This is a genomic window from Brevibacillus jepli, assembly GCF_047229145.1.
Lineage (GTDB): Bacteria > Bacillota > Bacilli > Brevibacillales > Brevibacillaceae > Brevibacillus.
This window is the reverse complement of record NZ_JBFEFW010000039.1, coordinates 32,244-50,520: the sequence shown is the minus strand read 5'-3', so window position 1 is coordinate 50,520 and position 18,277 is coordinate 32,244. Positions and strand designations below refer to the sequence as shown.

Sequence of the window (18,277 nt, the reverse complement as noted above, 5' to 3'; positions counted from 1 at the left end):
CTTAAGCTAATGACTACTACTGCCTTCGCCATTCGGGACTTTAACCCTATAGATAACGCCCATGCTGGGCGCACATTGAGAATGTCCAAGCGCAATGCTTGGACATTTTTTCTGGGACTCTTCCACATATTCACACGGCTAGGAGACTCGAAAGGCTTGTCTTCTCATCCACATCGTTGCAACCCACTTCTCCCCTTTGATCACGGGTGCACCTGCATGTAAAGTGGACTCGTTTAATTCATGATTGCTGTAAAAATATTCGAAGTAGACTGCCATACCTTTGGTGGGGAAAACAGATAAATTAAGCAAAGGGAATACCGTTTCTCCGCCTTGCTCCACATCATTCAAATACATCACGAGCGTACTAATACGATTGTTGGTACTCGCTCGACTCGTTTCTGCAAAGAAATCATAATGAGGTTTATATTCTTGTCCAGGGATATATCGCAGAACTTGCAAGCCATCACCATGCTCAATAGGAATATTCATGATTTGCGAGATTCGCTGCTCGATTCTTGTAATCGCCTCAGTCTGCTCGCAGAACACCCCGCTGCTCGTTCTCACTTGATTGACCGCACGATTTTCGCCTATTTTTGAGCGTTGCAATCGTTCCCTGGAATGTTCGATAAGCTCATCGCATTCGTCATCGCTAAGCACATTTCCTAATACGACAACCAGCGGTTCCTCATACTTGGCTAGAATTCGAATGTCTCGATCATCTGTATTGATCGTATTTCCAGTATGATCAAATAGCGTTCGTTCTTTCTCTGTCGTATACCCTTTCATCATTATGCAGCCCCATATATATGACATCTATAGCAAAAATAGAATACCATAAAATGGATAAAATCACTCAATTAAATTCACATAAATAAAAATATTAATAATAATGTGTTTGTTGTTGATGTGAGGGGATGCCATGCCCATAGACCCACTCCCACACTTCCGAGAACTCCTCCTGGCTCCAGGCGGAGACCTCCGGCGTATCTCACTAAAGTTGAGCGCTAGTCATGCTACATAGTGAATAAGCAGTAAGGAATTTGAGAGCTACTGTTTTATTAATATTGATTAGTTATTTCATTTCGGTATTTAAACATATACTTTTCTAATTCTATATATAATTTTGGAAACTTCTTTTTTCTTTCTTCAATATTATACGGGATTAAAAAGTCTTCAGTAAAATAATGTTCTAATAGTTCAGTAAAAATATCTTTATTTTTAAATTTTCGTTTCGATACAATTTTTGTACCTAAATCGGTAATTAGAACAAAGTTAAATGAATTTGCATTTTCTGAAATAAAATCAGTATTAAGTAAAGGGTTTAGACTACCCTGGCTCATCTCTACCCATTTTTCAGAAGTTTTATTAATATTGATACTCATTTTAAATTCTTTTCGTATTCTTCGTTCCGTATCCACAAAAAGAAAATCGCTATGTTCTTTAGTAATAAAAAAATGTTTAGCATTAATTTTAAAGCGTTTATCGAGTTCTAATACATTTGGATAAATATAAGGTTTCAAATGAGTTGCTGATTCTATTTGATCGGTACACAATGAAACGCAAATGTTTGAGTCAAAATTCGGTAAAAAATCTAAGTTAAATTTTTTATCATTCACCAGCCAGACTTTTACTATTTTTTCCACAGATAGCTTCTCTAAGAAAAATGAGTGGGGTAATGTATAACCACTATTAAATAATAGCAACTCTCCTTCGAACCAATTTAGGTCATAAGAGTTTTTATATGGTCGATCAAATGCTGGATGACTTAATGTAGTTATATTATGAGAGACTGACTCAAACAAATTAATTTCTGGCAATAAGAACAACTTAGCCAATAAATCTTTACAAATATCTTTTGCTAAATTATCACAAAAAGGCAATTCTCCATCCACACTCTGCCGATCTAAAGATAATGGGAGAATTCCATCAGGATCTAGCACGACTACTTTTGGATTGACTGGAAAGCTGGGATAATTATATTTAAATGAGAGCCCCCTCCAATTTGGAATTAAAAACCCATTGCAAAGCAATTCCTTTCTTTTTGCCCTAAAATCCCAATAAACTAACTGAAATCGATCCGGTCGGAAAGAATATCCGGAAGGCCCTTCAATATTACTATCGATATAGTTATTGATTTCTTCTACTCCTACCCAATTATCTGGGAGCTGTAAAGTTATCTTTGGATAATTTAGCCTGTACCACGCAAACCAAGCTGTATCACTTGGTTTTAAGTCAAAACTATTTTCAAAACATTCTATATCGAACTTCAGCGAGTGGGCAACCTCATTTGAAAGCTCTATTTCTACCGTAGTCCCGACATTTCTATCTATTTTTTCTACTTCAACTTGTTCCGAATCAATCATACATTTAAATTTCCAACCGCAACTATCACTAATAAATCGTGTGCTGACGGAGATTTGCTCCCCAAGTAAAAATGCAGCTAATACTCCAACTCCAAATCGACCGCTTCTAAGTATTTTTGATCCCCCAGCTTTGTCCAAATATTTCGTTGACCAAGCTTCGCTTTTTCTAAAAGAAGCACCTGCTTTGAAAAAGTAGTTCACTATTGTATCAGCAGTCATTCCTATCCCATTATCAGAAATAAAAAGAGAATATCCCTCCGACAAATTCTTTTCTATACTTATAGTAATTTCAGGTTTGTAATTAGTGTTTTCAGTCACTCCATCTTCGTTCTCGGAATAATGCTCACGTTCCCTACAAGCGTCTATTGAGTTTTGTATTAATTCTCTGACCCCAAATGTTGGATTTTTCCCATACAAAGGAGCAATTAATAACTTAATGAGATCAGGATTAGAATCAAAAGCTACTTTTTCTGGCAAATAATTTACTTGAAGATTTTTTTTATCATCTATATTAGATTGAATTCTTCTCAAGAGTATCATTAAATTTTTAAAATCCTTATGATTCCCATAAACCTCACCAAGGACAGCCCACGCCATATCTAATTCACTTTGAATATCATTTAAAAGACGTTTTAATTTTAAGAATAGTTCACTAGATTTAGGATTACCATGAACATATAGCAACTCAGGGTCATCTGCATTATTATGTATACTTTCTATCGATTTATGAGCCTCTCTTTCTACTCTTGAGAGGGGGCTAGTGTACTTTCGTATTTCTAGAGAAGTCGGATTAACTCTGTCCGGTGTAATATGTAGATAGTCCGATATACGTAATACTACCATCAAGAAAATAATTTTAACGTCTTGAGGCGTTTTCCAAGAATGTCTAGTATACTTTTTTTGTAAATAATTAAATGTTTCCCGTACATTTATCCCATGACTTCTTGCAACTAGACCTATCAAATCTCTTAAATATTCAGGTAGTTCTGTTGCGAACGGAATATATCTCCCATCAAAAGCTGGGAAGCCAAAAATTGAAATCTCATGAGCCAATCGCGAATGTTTCCGCCTGATAAATTCGCCAATTAATGATTTATCGTACCCCGTTAATTCGGCTCTTATCAAAGATGGTTTTCGTATGTTTAATTTCTCCCCGAATACTTTTATTATCCTCTTGTCATCCCACTGCTTCATTTCGACCAAATATTTATCCCATTCGTTAGCCCATAAATCATCTTCTTCAAATATCCCCTGTCTATCTTTAGCGCTTCCGTTAATAAGTTCTAAAAAACCTTCATAGCTTATGTGCATTCCTAAATCATGTAAAAGTATTGCTAACATAAGAATCGTGATATCTTTTGCGTTTAATAAATTGTAGGTTTCATCTGTTATTAACCATTGAGCTGTTGCTAATACGTTTTCAATGTGATCTATTCCATGATTAGTGTACTCATCAAAAAATTCAAACTTACTTTCTTTTACAATAAGTTCAAATTTAGCGAAGGTAGTATATACAATACCAGCAAGCTCTTGATTAGTTTCTAGTATCTCTTTAAATTTGCTAGGAACAAACATGTTATCACATCACCCTTTTTAACAAAATAAAAAGACACCAAGTCTATAGGTGTCTTAACTAGTTGATATGTATTTGGTGGAGGCGGGGGGATTCGAACCCCCGTCCGAAAACAGCGATACATGAGCATCTCCGAGCGCAGTCACTCATTTAAATTTCGGTACTGGATTCGCGGAGTGACGCGCTGACCCGTTACCTAGCCTGATTGATCTTCTTCCTTCGGCTCCAGGCGGAAGCCTCCGGCGTATCCCACTAAAGTTGAGCGCTAGTCATGCCACATGGGCGATGGAATGGTAGCGCCTCACTGGTTATTAAGCAGCGAGAGAAAGTTGTTTGTTGCCAGTTAATGGCGTTCCGCGTTGTTGACGAGGTCCGCAGCCCCCCGGCTCGCTTCTCATGCTCTACCATCCCCGTCGAATCCAGAACGCCCCCAGGTAGGTGAGAAAAAGTCTAGGTGAAGAGCCATTAAATCCGCACCTAGACTATAAATAACAGTGTATTGGCTTGTTGTTGCTTATTAAATATAGCACAAGCGACAGCCAAAACTCAACGTTGATTGCTGCCAAGCCTGCCAGTGCAATCCAATCAACCCTTTTGACGTTCGCGCAGAGCACGTTCGATATCTCGGGCAGATTCCTTCTTCTTGAGGTCTTCGCGCTTGTCGTAGTTCTTTTTCCCTTTAACGAGTGCGAGCTCGACCTTGGCCCAGCCGCCCTTCAAATAAATGCTGAGCGGAACCAGCGAGTACCCTTTTTCACGAATCAAACCGTTGAGCTTAAGGATTTCCAGTCTGCTCATCAAGAGCTTGCGGGTCCTTTCTGGCTCGTGGTTGAAACGATTACCCTGCTCGTACGGACTGATGTGCACGTTGTACAAAAGCAATTCGCCATCCTGCACACGGGCGAAGCTGTCCTTGAGCTGGACACGCGCTGCACGCACGGACTTGATCTCCGTACCGGTCAGGGCAATGCCTGCTTCGTATACTTGCTCGATGTGGTAATCGTGGCGTGCTTTTCGGTTTTGGGCGATTGTCTTGGTTCCGGCCTTGTCTTTTGCCATGGAGATCACCTCACTTGTACGTACTGCGTTTCGTAACAGTTAGTCTAGCAAATTTTGCCCATTGTGGCAAGTGATTTACCGGGTCATGAACGAGGCCCCGAAAAGGAAAGCAGCGCTTTTCGGGGCTTAAACAACTGTTTAACGGCGTTTTCTTTTCGCCTGGCCAGCTACATTTTTGCGATTCTTTTTCTTCGATTTGACGAGATCTTCCCAGAATCCCTTCTGACGTTTGGTCGGGGTATCCCCTTCAGCGGCTCCGATTGGCAGTACATCCTCACTGCCTGATGCTCGGCCTGAACCAGCGCGACGAGGAGGTTTGTTCCCTTCTGCTTTACGGCGATCCTTGTATTTTTGACGGATTTCCGCTGGATGCTTCTTGTCCTTTGTCTGCTCTGGTCGTCCTGGTCGACCTGGACGTTCTGGACGGCCTGTGCGAGAACGATCTTGCTTGCCGCGAGTCGGCTTGCGATCTCCGCCACGTCCGTCAATTACGCGAGGAGTACGTTCGCGACTGCCACGGAATCCAGCAGACTTTGGCATGCCCACGATTTCGAAGTCGATAGTGCGTTCGTCCACATTCACACTCGCTACACGTACCTCGACAACATCCCCGATCCGATACTGCTTACCAGTCCGCTCGCCTACCAAGGCAAACATTTTCTCATGGTAATGATAGTAGTCGTCGGTCAAAAAGCTGACGTGTACCAAGCCTTCAATGGTGTTAGGCAGCTCGACGAAAATACCGAACGAAGTCACACTGGAAATGACGCCTTCGAATTCTTCTCCCACTCGTTCCAGCATGAACTCCGCTTTTTTCAGGTCATCTGTTTCACGCTCGGCATCGACAGCCAATCGCTCACGCTGGGACGCATGCTCCGCAATTACTGGCATTTGCTCTGCCCAGTACGCCAGACGTTTTTCTGATATTTCATTCCCCAGCTCGATCCATTCGCGAATCCGACGGTGAACGATCAGGTCGGGATAACGGCGAATCGGCGAAGTAAAATGCGTATAGAACTCCGTAGACAAGCCGTAATGCCCCAGGCTTTCCGCGTCGTAACGCGCTTGCTTCATCGAGCGCAGCATGACCGTGCTGATGATGATCTCTTCCGGCGTTCCTTTAACCTCTTCCAACAGCTGCTGCAACGCACGGGGATGAACAGAATTGCCCTTCCCGCGGATCGAGTAGCCAAAATTCGTGATGAACTCCATAAAGGCCATGAGCTTTTCAGCGTTAGGGTCTTCGTGAATCCGGTACATGAACGGCTGCTTCATCCAATGGAAGTGCTCCGCCACTGTTTCGTTGGCTGCCAGCATGAACTCCTCGATGATCTGCTCCGCAATCGATCGCGTACGGAAGCCGATTTCCGTAGGGGTCCCCTCTTCATCCACGTAAATTTTCGCTTCACGGAAGTCAAAGTCAATAGCACCACGCTGCATCCGCTTTTTACGCAGCGTCAGAGCCAGATTTTTCATTTCCTCGAACATCGGGACGAGCTTGCTGTACTTCTCGATCAGCGCTTCGTCCTTATCGTCCAAAATACTGCGTACATCCGCATACGTCATGCGCTCATCTGTGCGAATCACGCTCAAAAAGATATCGTACTTAACGGTGTTCCCGCCTGCATCCATCTCCATATCACACGAAATCGTCAAGCGATCTACATGTGGATTGAGACTGCAAATCCCATTGGACAAGCGATGTGGCAGCATCGGAATGACGCGGTCCACCAAGTAGACACTGGTACCGCGACGATACGCCTCATTATCCAGCTGGGACTTATCGCGAACGTAATAGCTCACGTCAGCGATATGCACGCCGAGTCTTACGTTTCCGTTTGGCAGCTTCTCAAGAGACACAGCATCGTCCAAGTCCTTGGCATCTGCTCCGTCAATCGTGACCATCATCCGATCACGCAAGTCACGACGCCCCTTGATCTCTTCCTCGGATATCTCATCTGGTGCTGCCTCTGCCTCAGCCAGCACATCCTCTGGAAAAGCTTCCGGCAAGTTAAACTTGCGGATGATCGACAGGATATCGACGCCCGGATCGTTCTTATGCCCGAGAATCTCGACGACTTCCCCTTCTGGATTCACCCGTCCCTCTGGATAGCGAACGATGTTCACGACCACCTTGTGACCATCTACAGCTCCGTTGAAGGCGTCTTTCGGGATGAAAATATCTTTGCCAATTCGCTTTTCGTCAGGGATGACAAACGCGTAATGTGTCTCATCCTTGAACGTACCTACGACCTGCTTCATTCCCCGCTCGACAATGCGAATGATCTGCCCTTCCAGACGATTGCCACCCGCTTCTTTTTCCACGCGGACAAAAACCGTATCGCCATGGAGCGCTCCATTCATATCATTCGCATGTACGTATACGTCGTCCGTGTCAGGTGTCTCCGGGATCACAAATCCGAAGCCCTTCGGATGGCTTTGCAGGCGTCCTCGTACCAGATTCATTTTTTCAGGCACACCATACCGATTCGCTCTGGTGCGGATCACCTCTCCGCTTGCTTCCAGTGCATTTAACGTTTTGACAAGCTCCTTGAACGTGGCAGAATCCTTGATCCCAAATGCTTCTTCCAGCTCCTTCACCGTCATCGGGTGATAGGCTTGCTCTCGCATGAACGAGAGAATTTTTTCTTGATCTTCCATTTACAAACCTCCTTTTTCGCGTGGCATTCCCGCGCTTTTTCCATGACCATCCTATTATGTAGTATTCACCGTTCCCGCTTATCGCAATCGGAATAGAGAAAAAGACAGCAAGTCGCACTCGCTGTCTTTCGGCCGTTCGTCTATTACGCTCCTGTTTTCAAGAAATACCCGAGCAAAATCGCAAAAAGCATGAAGCCAACCGCAAATACAACGGTCAGTTTCCCTAAAAGTGCGTCAATCCCGCGGGCTTTTTGCTTGCCCATCAGTTGCTCTGCGCCGCCACCAATCGCTCCGGAAAGGCCGGCACTTTTTCCAGATTGCAGCAACACGACGATAATTAAGCCAATACTTGCGATCACAAGTAAAATTTTCGCAGCCAATGCCATTTTCATTCACCTCAAAACGTATTTCCAAGGCGGAAAAAACCAATACAACAACTTTATCACACTTGTCTGGTAACAGCAACCCGCTATCCCTTCCATTATAAGAGAAATTCTCTCAAATAATCTGGACCGTTTTTAGGTAGAATAAGAGCGTACTGTTTTTACGAAAAAATGGCAAATTGTGTACTTTCTTTGTCTTGTTTAGTAGTCGCCTTGATATTGTCAAGATTTTGCCGTAAAATTGCAATGAAACTTTAACTTTATCCTTTGCTTTGGGAGGTCTTTGTCAGATGGCTGGGTCCAACAAAAAAGACATGAATCAAAACGACGTAATTGATTCCGCGAAGGCCTTTTTCACTTCGTTTGGTATCTTGTTTCTTGTTTTTCTCATTGCACTTGTAGGATCAATTATTTTCCCACCAAAACATGGGGAAGAGGCTAACGGTGGCGGCGCGCCAACTGCACAGATTGACGCCCCTGCTATTTTTAAACAAAATTGCGCTTCCTGTCACGGTCAAAATCTGGAAGGAATCGCAGCTCCAAACCTGACGAAGATTGGAGCAACGCTCAGCGCAGATGACATCGCCAAAATTATCAAAGAAGGTAAAGGCGGCATGCCTCCTGGATTGCTGAAGAAACAACCAGAAATTCAAGCGGTTTCACAGTGGCTGTCGGAGAAAAAATAAGTACATAGATAGCCCGTAGGAAAGAAACACCGAAGACTCGTCCTCTTCGGTGTTTTCCGCGTTCATGGGGAGGCTTTACTATATGACCATCCAGATTGAAGCTTTGGGGAAACAAATCCACTCTCCCACGAGTACATGGTTGTTCCATGATTTCAATGCTAGCATTACGGAGCCTACGATTATTGGAATTCTAGGAAAATCAGGTCAAGGAAAAAGCACCTTGCTCCGTATTTTGGGTCGCCTTCTACAGCCTGACGTCGGTACTGTTCACTTAGAGAATAGAGAAATGTCACAGTGGGACCCAAAAGCATGGCGAATGAAAATCAGTTACGTGGCACAACAGGCTGTCATGCTTCCTGGTAGCGTCGAAGACAACCTGCGCACAGTGAGCAGCCTGCACCATCGCCCATTTGATAATAAGCTCGCCTCTGATTTAATGGAGCAGCTATATATGGAAGAGATCGATTGGTCCAAGCCTGCCGCGCAGCTATCTGGCGGAGAAAAGCAACGCCTCGCTCTCGTTCGCACCCTGTTGCTTCAACCACCTGTCCTCCTACTAGATGAGGTCACAGCTTCACTCGATACGAAGAGCAAACATGCTGCTGAACGACTCCTCGTCGATTTGCACCACCAAACAGGCACGACCTTAATCTGGGTCACTCATGATTTGGAGGAAGCGCGAGTCGCCTGCAAGCGCATTTGGTTTATGGCCAATCACCAGCTGGCAGAAGATGCGGCGTGCGAAACGTTTTTCCACTCCCCCCGATCCCTTGAAGCTCGTGAGTTTTTGCGAGACGGGAATGTGCATGCAGCCCTAAGCGAGGTACAGCGATGACTCATACGTATACGTTTTCATCCATGTGGCTTCTGTTTGCCTTTGCCTTTGTTTTGATCGCCCTACTGCTCTCTACTTGGCAAAAGCTCGGATTAGAAAAAGAAATCATGATCGGCACCATTCGCTCGACCGTTCAACTGCTGGCTATCGGTTATGTCCTTCATTTTGTATTTGCCACAGATAGTGTCTGGTTTATTTTACTGATTATTCTCATGATGATTTTGGTCGCCTCGTGGAATGCGTTTAGCAGAGCAAAGCATTTATCGGGGATTTTTTGGCGGATAGCGATTTCACTTGCGATAACGGAGCTAATCACGATGGGGCTGTTAGTGTTGCTCGGACTTATTCAGCCTACACCACAGTACCTCATCCCCATGAGCGGCATGATTATTGGCAGCTCCATGATTGTTACGAGCCTTTTTCTTACGCATATGAACAGGGAGGTAGAAGCCTCTCGTGGAGAAATTGAAACACTACTTTGTCTCGGAGCTACCACACGACAAGCCGTGCAAACGGTACTGAAACGCGCTGTCAAAGCAAGTATGATCCCTACCTTTGACACGATGAAAACGATCGGACTCGTTCAATTGCCAGGGATGATGACAGGAATGATTGTCGCTGGTGCCAGTCCGATAGAGGCTGTGCGCTACCAAATTCTCATTATGCTCAGCTTCAGCTCCTCTGCTGCCATTTCGGCTGTTCTGATCAGCATGCTGAGCTATCAGCTCTGGTTTACACGCGATTCCATGCTCCACTCGTAAATGCTTGACACTCACTGTCGGACTTTGCTTCCGACAGTTTTTTCGTTTTTGTAATGAAATGCTGCCTGGGTCGTCAAATTACAAGTAGAACGTACAAAAGGTGGTTCAGCTATGGACAAAAACGGCTTAGTAGAGCAATGGTTCCTTCGCTATGGCGATGATATTTACAAATTTCTCATTTACTACACAGGTAACCGTGATGTAGACGACCTCGTCCAGGATGTCTTTTTAAAAGCACTTCGGTCAATGGAATCATTCGAGGGCAGATCGCAACCGAAAACATGGCTGTTGACAATCGCCAGGAATACTGCCATTGATCATAGGCGCAAGCAGCGACTTCGAAATTGGCTGCCCGATAAATGGCTAGCACACGTAGAGGCGGATGAGAAAACACCGGAAGAGATACTGTATTTGCACGAGGAGCAGCAAGCACTTTATCACGCCATCCGTGAAGTCAAAACAGCTTATCGCGAGGTGCTCATTTTGCGTGGCCTCAAAGGACTATCTCCCAAGGAAACAGCTGAAATCCTTCATTGGTCCGAAAACAAAGTGAATGTGACATTCCACCGTGCCATGAAAGCCGTCCGGGAAATACTTGAGCGTGAGAAAAAGGAGATGATTGGTGATGCGATCTAATTCAGATCAAGACTTACTTGGCAAATTGCAGGGCTTGCCAGATATGAAAATGAGTGCGGAGAAAAAGCAAGAGATCGTATCTGCTATTCGCCAAACAAAAGTGAGCAAATCTGGAGGAACTGCTTCTTTTCGTGGGTTCTCTGCTTTCGGCAAGGGATTGGCCATCTGCTCCGTTCTCGCTGCTACCGTCTGGCTGGGCATCGGGCTCATAACGAACCAACAACAGAGCACGCTGCCAGACTCCGTACCGCCTATTGCGCCTGGCTCTCCCACAGCTTCTCCTGGACCCGGTCCGAACAACAGCGTGACAACACAACCCGTTCAACAAACGGAGGAACTATTGTCACAAATACGCTCAGATGCTGAAAAAGGTAGAGTCATCTGGCTTCCCTTCGTCTTGGAGACAACGATACAGCAACTAGAAAAGGGTTGGAGCAAACCTGAGAAAACCTACGATGCCAATGGACTCACCTACGCCGCTTTTCCCAGTCGAGGAGTTGTATTTGGCTACAACAAAGGCATGCAGCTCGTCGACATGCACAGGACAGATCCGAAGTTACAGCGAGTAAGCCTGTCTGCCGTCGAAAAGAGCTGGGGAGAACCGAGTCGTATCAGTGAGTTTGGCAATCAGACGATTTACACCTATGATATGACGAGCAACTATCAGGTCAAGCTGATCTTTCAAGGAACGAAAAGCACGAGCAAGGACGACCTGATTCTTGTTGAATACCATCTGTATTACCCACAAGGAAACAAAAATCTGATGCTGTACGCGGACAATGCCGAGATATTGCAGAGCGTGCGTGATCTAGCTCAAAATGGTCAGACGTTCGAGAGTCAATACCGGGTAGAGAAAGATGTGTTCGATGACGTAGAAAAACAGCTGGGCAAACCGGATGTCGTCTCCGTTATTAATGGCATCACATACAATACGTACCGGGATCGCAATCTTGTCTATGCCTTTAACAAAGGAATGCAGCTAGTCGATATTCGTTCCTATGATCCACGCCTGCAAGCAATCACACTCGCTGAAGTACAGAAAACGCTTGGAAATCCAGCAAGCGTGGCCACGACAGGCGGACAAACCATCTACACCTATAAAGTAACGCCTAATTATGAACTGAAAATCATTTTCTCTGGTATCATGACCAAGGAATCAAGCACTCTCTACATCGACCACGTAAACATTTACTACCCACGAGGTACGTTCAACAACATGGCCGGATAAACAGCATCATAAACAAAAAAAGACGGGAGCATCAGTCCCGTCTTTTCTCATTATTTACCGATGATGTAGCCTTCCAGCTCATCCAGTACTTTATTCGCTGCGATTACGCCACCGGAAGTGTTCCAGATGGTGTCATCCACTTTGAATGCCTTGTTGTTTTTCACGACGTTCAGGTTTTTCCAGAGAGGATCGTTCGTCCACTCTTGCTCCAGCTTGGAAGCATCTCCCTTGCCTGTTTCGTACGTGAAGTAGAACATGATGTCGCCGTCCATTTCTGGAATGCGCTCTTTGGTTACTTCTGCTGCGAATTCTTCTTTATCTTGGGAAGCTGGACGTGCCAGGCCAAGATCCTTGAAGATCGCACCAGTGAAGGTGTCTTTGTAGTAGATGCGAACTTTACCAGGCATGAAGCGTACTACGGATACTTTCGTATTCAGCTTGTCCCCGGCTTTTGCTTTGAAGTCTTCTACGCGTTTGTTCCAGTCAGCGATAACTTTTTCGCCCTCAGCCTTTTTGTTTACAGCTTCAGCGAACAAGGAGAAGTTTGCTTTCCAGTCGCCACGTGGCTCTTCCACGAATACGGTTGGAGCGATTGCCGTCAGTTGTTGATAAATTTTTTCGTGACGGAATTTCATACCCAGAATCAAGTCAGGCTTCAGTGCCGCAATTGCTTCCAGGTTAGGTTGACTTTCCGTACCTACGGATTTTGTCCCCTCAAGGAAAGACTTGGTGAAATCGTAGAATTGAGTAGGATCAATCGTGGAGCCTACAGCGCCTACTGGCTTCACACCAAGAGCCATCAAGGTTTCTGTGCCTTGGTTGGTCAACATGACGATGCGTTGTGGTGTACCTTTAATGGTAGTTTCACCCATTGCGTGTTTTACTGTATAGCTTTGTCCATCAGAAGTGCCAGTTGCTTGATCAGCAGGCTTTTGTTCTGCAGGCTTTTGTTCGCTTGCTTGTGGAGCGCCACAACCTGTGACGATCAGCAAGAGCGCCATCAAGACAGCAAAGAAAGCTTTACCGCCTGCGGTCCGATATGTACGAGAAAACATGATGAGAGGACCCCTTTCATACTTCTATAATGAGAATTCATATCAATGACAGAGTCTATCCTACTCCCCTGCTTGTCAAAAGTCAATCATAAAATGATAATGACTATCAACATCATTGACACTTCCTCGGCGTGGCTCTACACTTAACTATGAAACCATCTAAGATATAAGGATGTAGCCATCATGAATGCTTTATTAGCAAGCAACTTTCGTAAAATTCTGGGAGTGGCATTTGCTATTCTCATCTTGACTTACCTTAGTTATGCCAGCCTCATCTTTGGCGTCATTGACACGAGTTGGCAAACTGCGATTGATGCCTATACGAATTTTAATGGTTCTAATGAACACATCGTCATTAAGGAAGTACGGGTTCCGCGTGTGCTGAATGCGCTCACCGTCGGTTTCTGCCTCGGCTTGGCCGGGACACTGCTCCAATCCTTGACGAGAAACCCTGTTGCTGACGTTGAGCTGTTCGGTCTTAATGCAGGTGCTTCTCTTTTTGTTGTGTTCGCTGTGACATTTGTCGGCATCAGCTCCTTGACCCAGTTTACGTGGATTTCCTTTCTAGGAGCCGCTGTAGCGGGGCTAATCGTGTATTTACTCGGTTCATTCGGGAGAGACGGGCTCTCGCCTGTGAAGCTGGTTCTAGCAGGTGCTGCTATCACCGCTTTGGCTTCCTCGATCCGACACGGCATGATGGTACTTAATGAAAAAGCCACTGACGAGGTGCTTTTCTGGCTGGCGGGGTCAGTCGGCGGGAGAAAGCTGGAGTACTTAGCCACAGTCTTTCCTTATATGATCATCGCCTGGATCGCTGCTTTTGTCCTCGCTCGTCCGATTCAAACCTTGTTAATGGGTGATGATGTAGCCAAAGGCCTTGGACAACGCACATTATTAGTAAAACTCAGTGTTGGAATCGTCATTGTCCTATTATCCGGTTGTGCGGTTGCGGTTGCAGGACCAATTGGTTTTGTCGGATTGGTAACCCCGCATCTGGCCCGCTATCTCGTGGGAATCGACACACGCTGGGTGCTTTTGTACAGCGGTCTGCTCGGGTCAATTCTGTTGCTACTGGCAGACATCGGCGCGCGGTATATCGCGATGCCAGCTGAAGTGCCTATCGGCGTTATGACAGCCCTGATTGGTATTCCGTTCTTCATCTATGTCGCACGCAAGGGGCTGGATAAATAATGAAAGACTACCTGTCTCTTCGCATCGGCAAGCGCTTTACATCGTTTCAGCTGCATAAAAAAACGATAATCTTTTCGCTACTCGCTTTATTAATCGTCATCGCGGTGTCAGTTATCAGTCTCGGAATGGGTGAAATGAAGATCGCCCCTCTCAATGTCGTAAAAGTTCTATTGGGAATTGGCTCAGAAGAAGATGCTCTGATTGTGGAGCAGTTTCGCCTGCCACGCATCGTCATTGCCATTCTGGTAGGTGCCGCACTCGCAGTAGCTGGTGCCATCATGCAGGGCCTCGTCCGCAACCCGTTAGCTTCCCCGGATATTCTTGGGGTATCGGGTGGAGCATCTGTTTTTGCAGTCGGCTTCTTGATCCTATTTGAAACAGCGAGCATCAAGTGGCTTCCTCCCATCGCTTTTCTGGGTGCAACATTCACGACATTCCTGCTGTACGCCCTTTCTTGGAAAAAAGGCGTCACGCCGCTTCGTCTCGTCATGATCGGTGTGGGAATCAAAATCGCAGCGGGTGCCATTGTCACCATGCTGATCATGTTCAGTCCGTTTTTGCTGCAAAATAAGGCATTGCTCTGGCTGACGGGAAGCATCTACGGCGTTGCCTGGAATGACGTATTCATGATTTTGCCGTGGGTCATCGGTCTGATTCTCGCAGCCGGTTTACTAGCTAGACGAGTGAACATTCAACAGCTCGGCGATGATCTGGCGACGAGTCTTGGCAGTTCCTTGCAATTGGATCGATTCCTCCTGCTCATGATTTGCGCGGCTTTGACGGGAACAGCCGTCTCTGTTGGAGGAGATATCAGCTTTGTGGCTTTGCTGGCCCCACACATTGCCAAGCAACTGATCGGCCCATCCTTTGGCGGTGCCATGACACTCTCCGCTTTCCTGGGTGCCATTATCGTATTGCTTGCGGATTTGATTGCACGTATGGCCTTTTCACCAATCGAAGTGCCTGTAGGGGTCTTCACCTCTGCCATCGGCGCTCCGTTTTTCATCTACTTGCTGTATAAAAACCGAAATCGCTAGGAAAAGACTATGTCCCGCTGTCGTGGTGGGGAGGAAACAGGAGAAAACGCTCAGATTCTTGGGCCACCCGATTTGGGTTTGACTGCCCGACTCCATGCAAAAAGCGAAACCGCGTCCAAAGTGGTCCATTCAGGATGTTGTTTCAGAGGTGGACGCTTAAAAAAGTGTTTCGCTTTTTGCATTCCGTCTCGGTCGGTGTCCCAAAGATCTTCGCTTATTTCTCCTGTTTCCTCTGCGAGCTTTCGGTGTTCATCCGTGTTTTAAATCTTTGAATGAATGAAGAATTTTATCAGTTACGCCAGAGAAGAATATTTCCAGACGTAGCGACTTGTGGAGTCCTACCAAGCTCCGAAGGGATTCGCGGGTAAAAGAAACGCAACGTGCCAGAGCGACGAAGCGGCTACCACTTTTGCGTTTCCCCACGAATCCCTTCGGAGCGGACAGTCCACTCTCTCAGAGGGACGGAGCACTGAGCCTAGTCTGGAAATATTCTTCTCCCCACCGCAGCCACATCTATAAAATCCTACATACATTGAAAGGAGTCCTGACCTTATGCAAGCTTTGGAAACCCAACGGCTTACGTTGTCGTACGGAGAACGCAATATCATTGAAGCGCTGGACCTAAACATCCCACGTGGAAAAATCACGGTTTTCATCGGCAGTAATGGCAGTGGCAAATCGACGTTGCTGCGCTCTCTGGCACGTTTGCTCAAACCGAAGGAAGGCGCCATCCTGCTCGAAGGAGAATCGATTGCAAAACGCTCTACCAAAGAGGTAGCCAAACGTCTAGCCATCCTCCCTCAAGGCCCATCCGCGCCAGAAGGGTTGACGATTCTCCAATTGGTCAAGCAAGGACGCTATCCCTATCAAAACTGGCTGCAGCAATGGTCAGAAAAAGACGAGCAGATGGTCAATAAAGCATTGGCAGCTACTCAACTCACGGATATGGCTAACCGTGCCGTCGACAGTCTCTCTGGCGGCCAACGTCAACGCGCCTGGATTGCCATGACGCTCGCCCAAGGAACGGAAACCATTTTGCTGGATGAGCCTACTACTTACTTGGATATGTCGCATCAGATTGAGATTTTGGACCTGTTGTTTGAATTGAATCAAACCGAGCAGCGTACCATCGTCATGGTGCTTCACGACCTGAATCTCGCTTGCCGCTATGCCCATCACATCGTTGCTGTACATGATCAGACAGTTGTGGCAGAAGGTGCTCCAGGCGTAGTGCTGACCACCGACCTCGTACGTACGGTTTTCGATATGGATTGCCAAATTACAAAAGACCCGCTTTATGACACACCGATGTGTATTCCATACAGCAAGAGCCTGTTGAGTACTGTAGCCGCCGAACCAAAAGCTGTTGCCATGTCTTAAAGCCTTCTCACTGAAAAAACAAACTGCCCCCATCTCTACAGTTGTAGGACAGGGGCAGTATTTTTTTATGTCTTACCTTATCCTTATGTACGATATTTCTCCAGCAATTGCTTGAATACATCACGTGAGCGCTCGATTTGTTCGATAGATACACTATAGCTTAACCGGAAATAACCCGCTCTTCCGAAACCACTACCCGGAACTATTAAAACACGAAACTCTTCTGCTGCACGTAAACAAAATTCGATATCATCCTCAATGGGTGCTTTCGGGAAGATAAAGAATCCGCCCTCAGGAGGCTGAAATTCAAAGCCTGCCTCATTCAATACCTCTACCATCAAATCTCTGCGCACACGATATTCTTCCTGTGGCACCGAGAGAGAATCCATGCGGCTAATCGCGCGTTGCATCAGAACCGGTGCATTCACAAAGCCTAGCGTACGATTGCAAAAGACAAATGCGCTCGTGAGCAGCGAAGCATCCTGAATCGTTGGTTCAATCCCAATATAACCAAGGCGCTCTCCAGCAATTCCGAGATCTTTACTGAAAGAACTGACAAGCACGGTACGATGATAGGCTTCAAAAGGATTTGGCGGCGTGATACCAAAAGTAAGTTGATCATACGGGCTATCGTATAGCAAATAAATCGAGCTGCCGTAGAGCTCCTCTGCTTTTTTCAAAATGGCCCCGAGTGCATTGAGCTGCTCCTGACTAATGATCGTTCCCGTCGGGTTATGCGGCGTGTTTACAATAATCGCTTTCGTTCTTGCACTAAGCTTTTGCTCAATCTCAGCTAGGTCGAGAGAGAAATCTTCAGCCAGCTCACCGTGCACGATCGTTCCACCGTGATTTTTCACATAAAAATCGTACTCCACAAAATAAGGACGGAGCACAATGACTTCCTCTTCTGGTTCTAAAATCGTCTTGAGAACCATATTCAAAGCCCCGCCTGCGCCTACTGTCATGACGACCGATTGGGCATTCATCTTCGTCTGGAAGCGTTGATTCAAGAAATCGGCAACCTTGCCTCGGGCTTGCTCTAAGCCTTGATTCGGAATGTATCTGTGCTTTCCTAGTGCTTCATCTGCTACGACTTCCTCTAGCGCCTTCAAAAAGGCTGCAGGCGGCTCGACAATCGGATTGCCCAAGGAAAAATCATACACATTCTCTTCGCCATAAATGCCTTTTAGCCGTGCTCCTTCGTCAAACAGTTTGCGAATCCAAGAGCCTTTGCTTAGTTCGAGTGTAATTTTACTAGATATCGTCCCCATGCTTTTCCTCCTGTTTCGCTACATATGTCCCTTCTCTAAATATAACTGTATTTTCAAAAAATATAAAGTCATATAGCCTTGCTGTTTTTAGGATCGTGAAACAAAAGACGGCACCCACGTAAATGCCCCGCAGGTACCGCCTTATTTATCACACTGTC

15 protein-coding genes and 1 other RNA gene are annotated in these 18,277 nt (G+C 45.8%); 8 read left to right on the top strand and 8 right to left on the bottom strand.

Features of this window, described 5'->3' with window-relative positions; genetic code table 11:
• Positions 1 to 138: 138 nt before the first annotated feature.
• The 6 genes from AB1L17_RS28130 to secG all read right to left on the bottom strand — a co-directional run bounded on the left by AB1L17_RS28130 (position 139) and on the right by secG (position 8,042).
• Positions 139 to 786, bottom strand: coding sequence for a 2OG-Fe(II) oxygenase (locus tag AB1L17_RS28130; protein ID WP_412848220.1), 648 nt, complete (start codon positions 784 to 786; stop codon positions 139 to 141).
• A 272-nt stretch (positions 787 to 1,058) separates the two neighbouring features.
• A complete protein-coding gene (locus tag AB1L17_RS28125) occupies positions 1,059 to 3,938 on the bottom strand; it encodes an HD domain-containing protein (protein ID WP_412848219.1) in 2,880 nt (959 codons plus the stop codon).
• Between the two features lie 74 nt (positions 3,939 to 4,012).
• Positions 4,013 to 4,368: a transfer-messenger RNA gene (gene ssrA, locus AB1L17_RS28120) on the bottom strand.
• Between the two features lie 153 nt (positions 4,369 to 4,521).
• Entirely contained in the window at positions 4,522 to 4,995 is a 474-nt protein-coding gene (smpB, locus tag AB1L17_RS28115) for an SsrA-binding protein SmpB (protein ID WP_412848218.1), read from the bottom strand.
• A 138-nt stretch (positions 4,996 to 5,133) separates the two neighbouring features.
• Positions 5,134 to 7,656 (bottom strand): ribonuclease R, encoded by a 2,523-nt coding sequence (gene rnr, locus AB1L17_RS28110; RefSeq protein ID WP_412848217.1) that lies wholly within the window; start codon positions 7,654 to 7,656, stop codon positions 5,134 to 5,136.
• A 143-nt stretch (positions 7,657 to 7,799) separates the two neighbouring features.
• Positions 7,800 to 8,042 carry a preprotein translocase subunit SecG gene (secG, locus tag AB1L17_RS28105; RefSeq protein ID WP_412848216.1) on the bottom strand — a complete coding sequence of 81 codons (243 nt, stop codon included), beginning with the start codon at positions 8,040 to 8,042 and terminating at the stop codon, positions 7,800 to 7,802.
• Between the two features lie 287 nt (positions 8,043 to 8,329).
• Here secG and AB1L17_RS28100 point away from each other — a divergent pair, with 287 nt between their 5' ends.
• From AB1L17_RS28100 to AB1L17_RS28080, 5 genes are all read left to right on the top strand, one after another.
• Complete coding sequence (locus tag AB1L17_RS28100; protein WP_412848215.1) at positions 8,330 to 8,725, top strand: YqzM family protein; 396 nt, start codon at positions 8,330 to 8,332, stop codon at positions 8,723 to 8,725.
• Between the two features lie 82 nt (positions 8,726 to 8,807).
• The gene (locus tag AB1L17_RS28095; protein WP_412848214.1) at positions 8,808 to 9,560 is read left to right on the top strand and encodes an ABC transporter ATP-binding protein; all 753 of its coding nucleotides are present in this window, start codon (positions 8,808 to 8,810) and stop codon (positions 9,558 to 9,560) included.
• Complete coding sequence (locus AB1L17_RS28090) at positions 9,557 to 10,321, top strand: ABC transporter permease (RefSeq protein WP_412848213.1); 765 nt, start codon at positions 9,557 to 9,559, stop codon at positions 10,319 to 10,321. Before AB1L17_RS28095 ends, AB1L17_RS28090 begins: the two co-directional genes overlap by 4 nt.
• A gap of 111 nt (positions 10,322 to 10,432) precedes the next feature.
• Complete coding sequence (locus AB1L17_RS28085; protein ID WP_412848212.1) at positions 10,433 to 10,957, top strand: RNA polymerase sigma factor; 525 nt, start codon at positions 10,433 to 10,435, stop codon at positions 10,955 to 10,957.
• Positions 10,947 to 12,185, top strand: coding sequence for a YjgB family protein (locus AB1L17_RS28080; RefSeq protein ID WP_412848211.1), 1,239 nt, complete (start codon positions 10,947 to 10,949; stop codon positions 12,183 to 12,185). The genes AB1L17_RS28085 and AB1L17_RS28080 overlap by 11 nt, the downstream gene beginning before the upstream one ends.
• Positions 12,186 to 12,235: 50 nt before the next feature.
• On the opposite strand, the gene AB1L17_RS28075 is transcribed toward AB1L17_RS28080, so the two are convergent.
• Positions 12,236 to 13,240 carry an ABC transporter substrate-binding protein gene (locus AB1L17_RS28075; RefSeq protein ID WP_412848210.1) on the bottom strand — a complete coding sequence of 335 codons (1,005 nt, stop codon included), beginning with the start codon at positions 13,238 to 13,240 and terminating at the stop codon, positions 12,236 to 12,238.
• Between the two features lie 183 nt (positions 13,241 to 13,423).
• Here AB1L17_RS28075 and AB1L17_RS28070 point away from each other — a divergent pair, with 183 nt between their 5' ends.
• The 3 genes from AB1L17_RS28070 to AB1L17_RS28060 all read left to right on the top strand — a co-directional run bounded on the left by AB1L17_RS28070 (position 13,424) and on the right by AB1L17_RS28060 (position 16,848).
• A complete protein-coding gene (locus tag AB1L17_RS28070) occupies positions 13,424 to 14,431 on the top strand; it encodes a FecCD family ABC transporter permease (protein ID WP_412848209.1) in 1,008 nt (335 codons plus the stop codon).
• Entirely contained in the window at positions 14,431 to 15,468 is a 1,038-nt protein-coding gene (locus tag AB1L17_RS28065) for a FecCD family ABC transporter permease (protein WP_412848208.1), read from the top strand. The genes AB1L17_RS28070 and AB1L17_RS28065 overlap by 1 nt, the downstream gene beginning before the upstream one ends.
• Before the next feature lie 552 nt (positions 15,469 to 16,020).
• Positions 16,021 to 16,848 (top strand): ABC transporter ATP-binding protein, encoded by an 828-nt coding sequence (locus AB1L17_RS28060; protein WP_412848207.1) that lies wholly within the window; start codon positions 16,021 to 16,023, stop codon positions 16,846 to 16,848.
• Positions 16,849 to 16,931: 83 nt separating this feature from the next.
• Here AB1L17_RS28060 and AB1L17_RS28055 read toward each other — a convergent pair whose 3' ends face one another.
• Positions 16,932 to 18,119, bottom strand: a complete 1,188-nt coding sequence (locus AB1L17_RS28055) for a pyridoxal phosphate-dependent aminotransferase (protein WP_412848206.1) — start codon at positions 18,117 to 18,119, stop codon at positions 16,932 to 16,934.
• Positions 18,120 to 18,277: the final 158 nt, after the last annotated feature.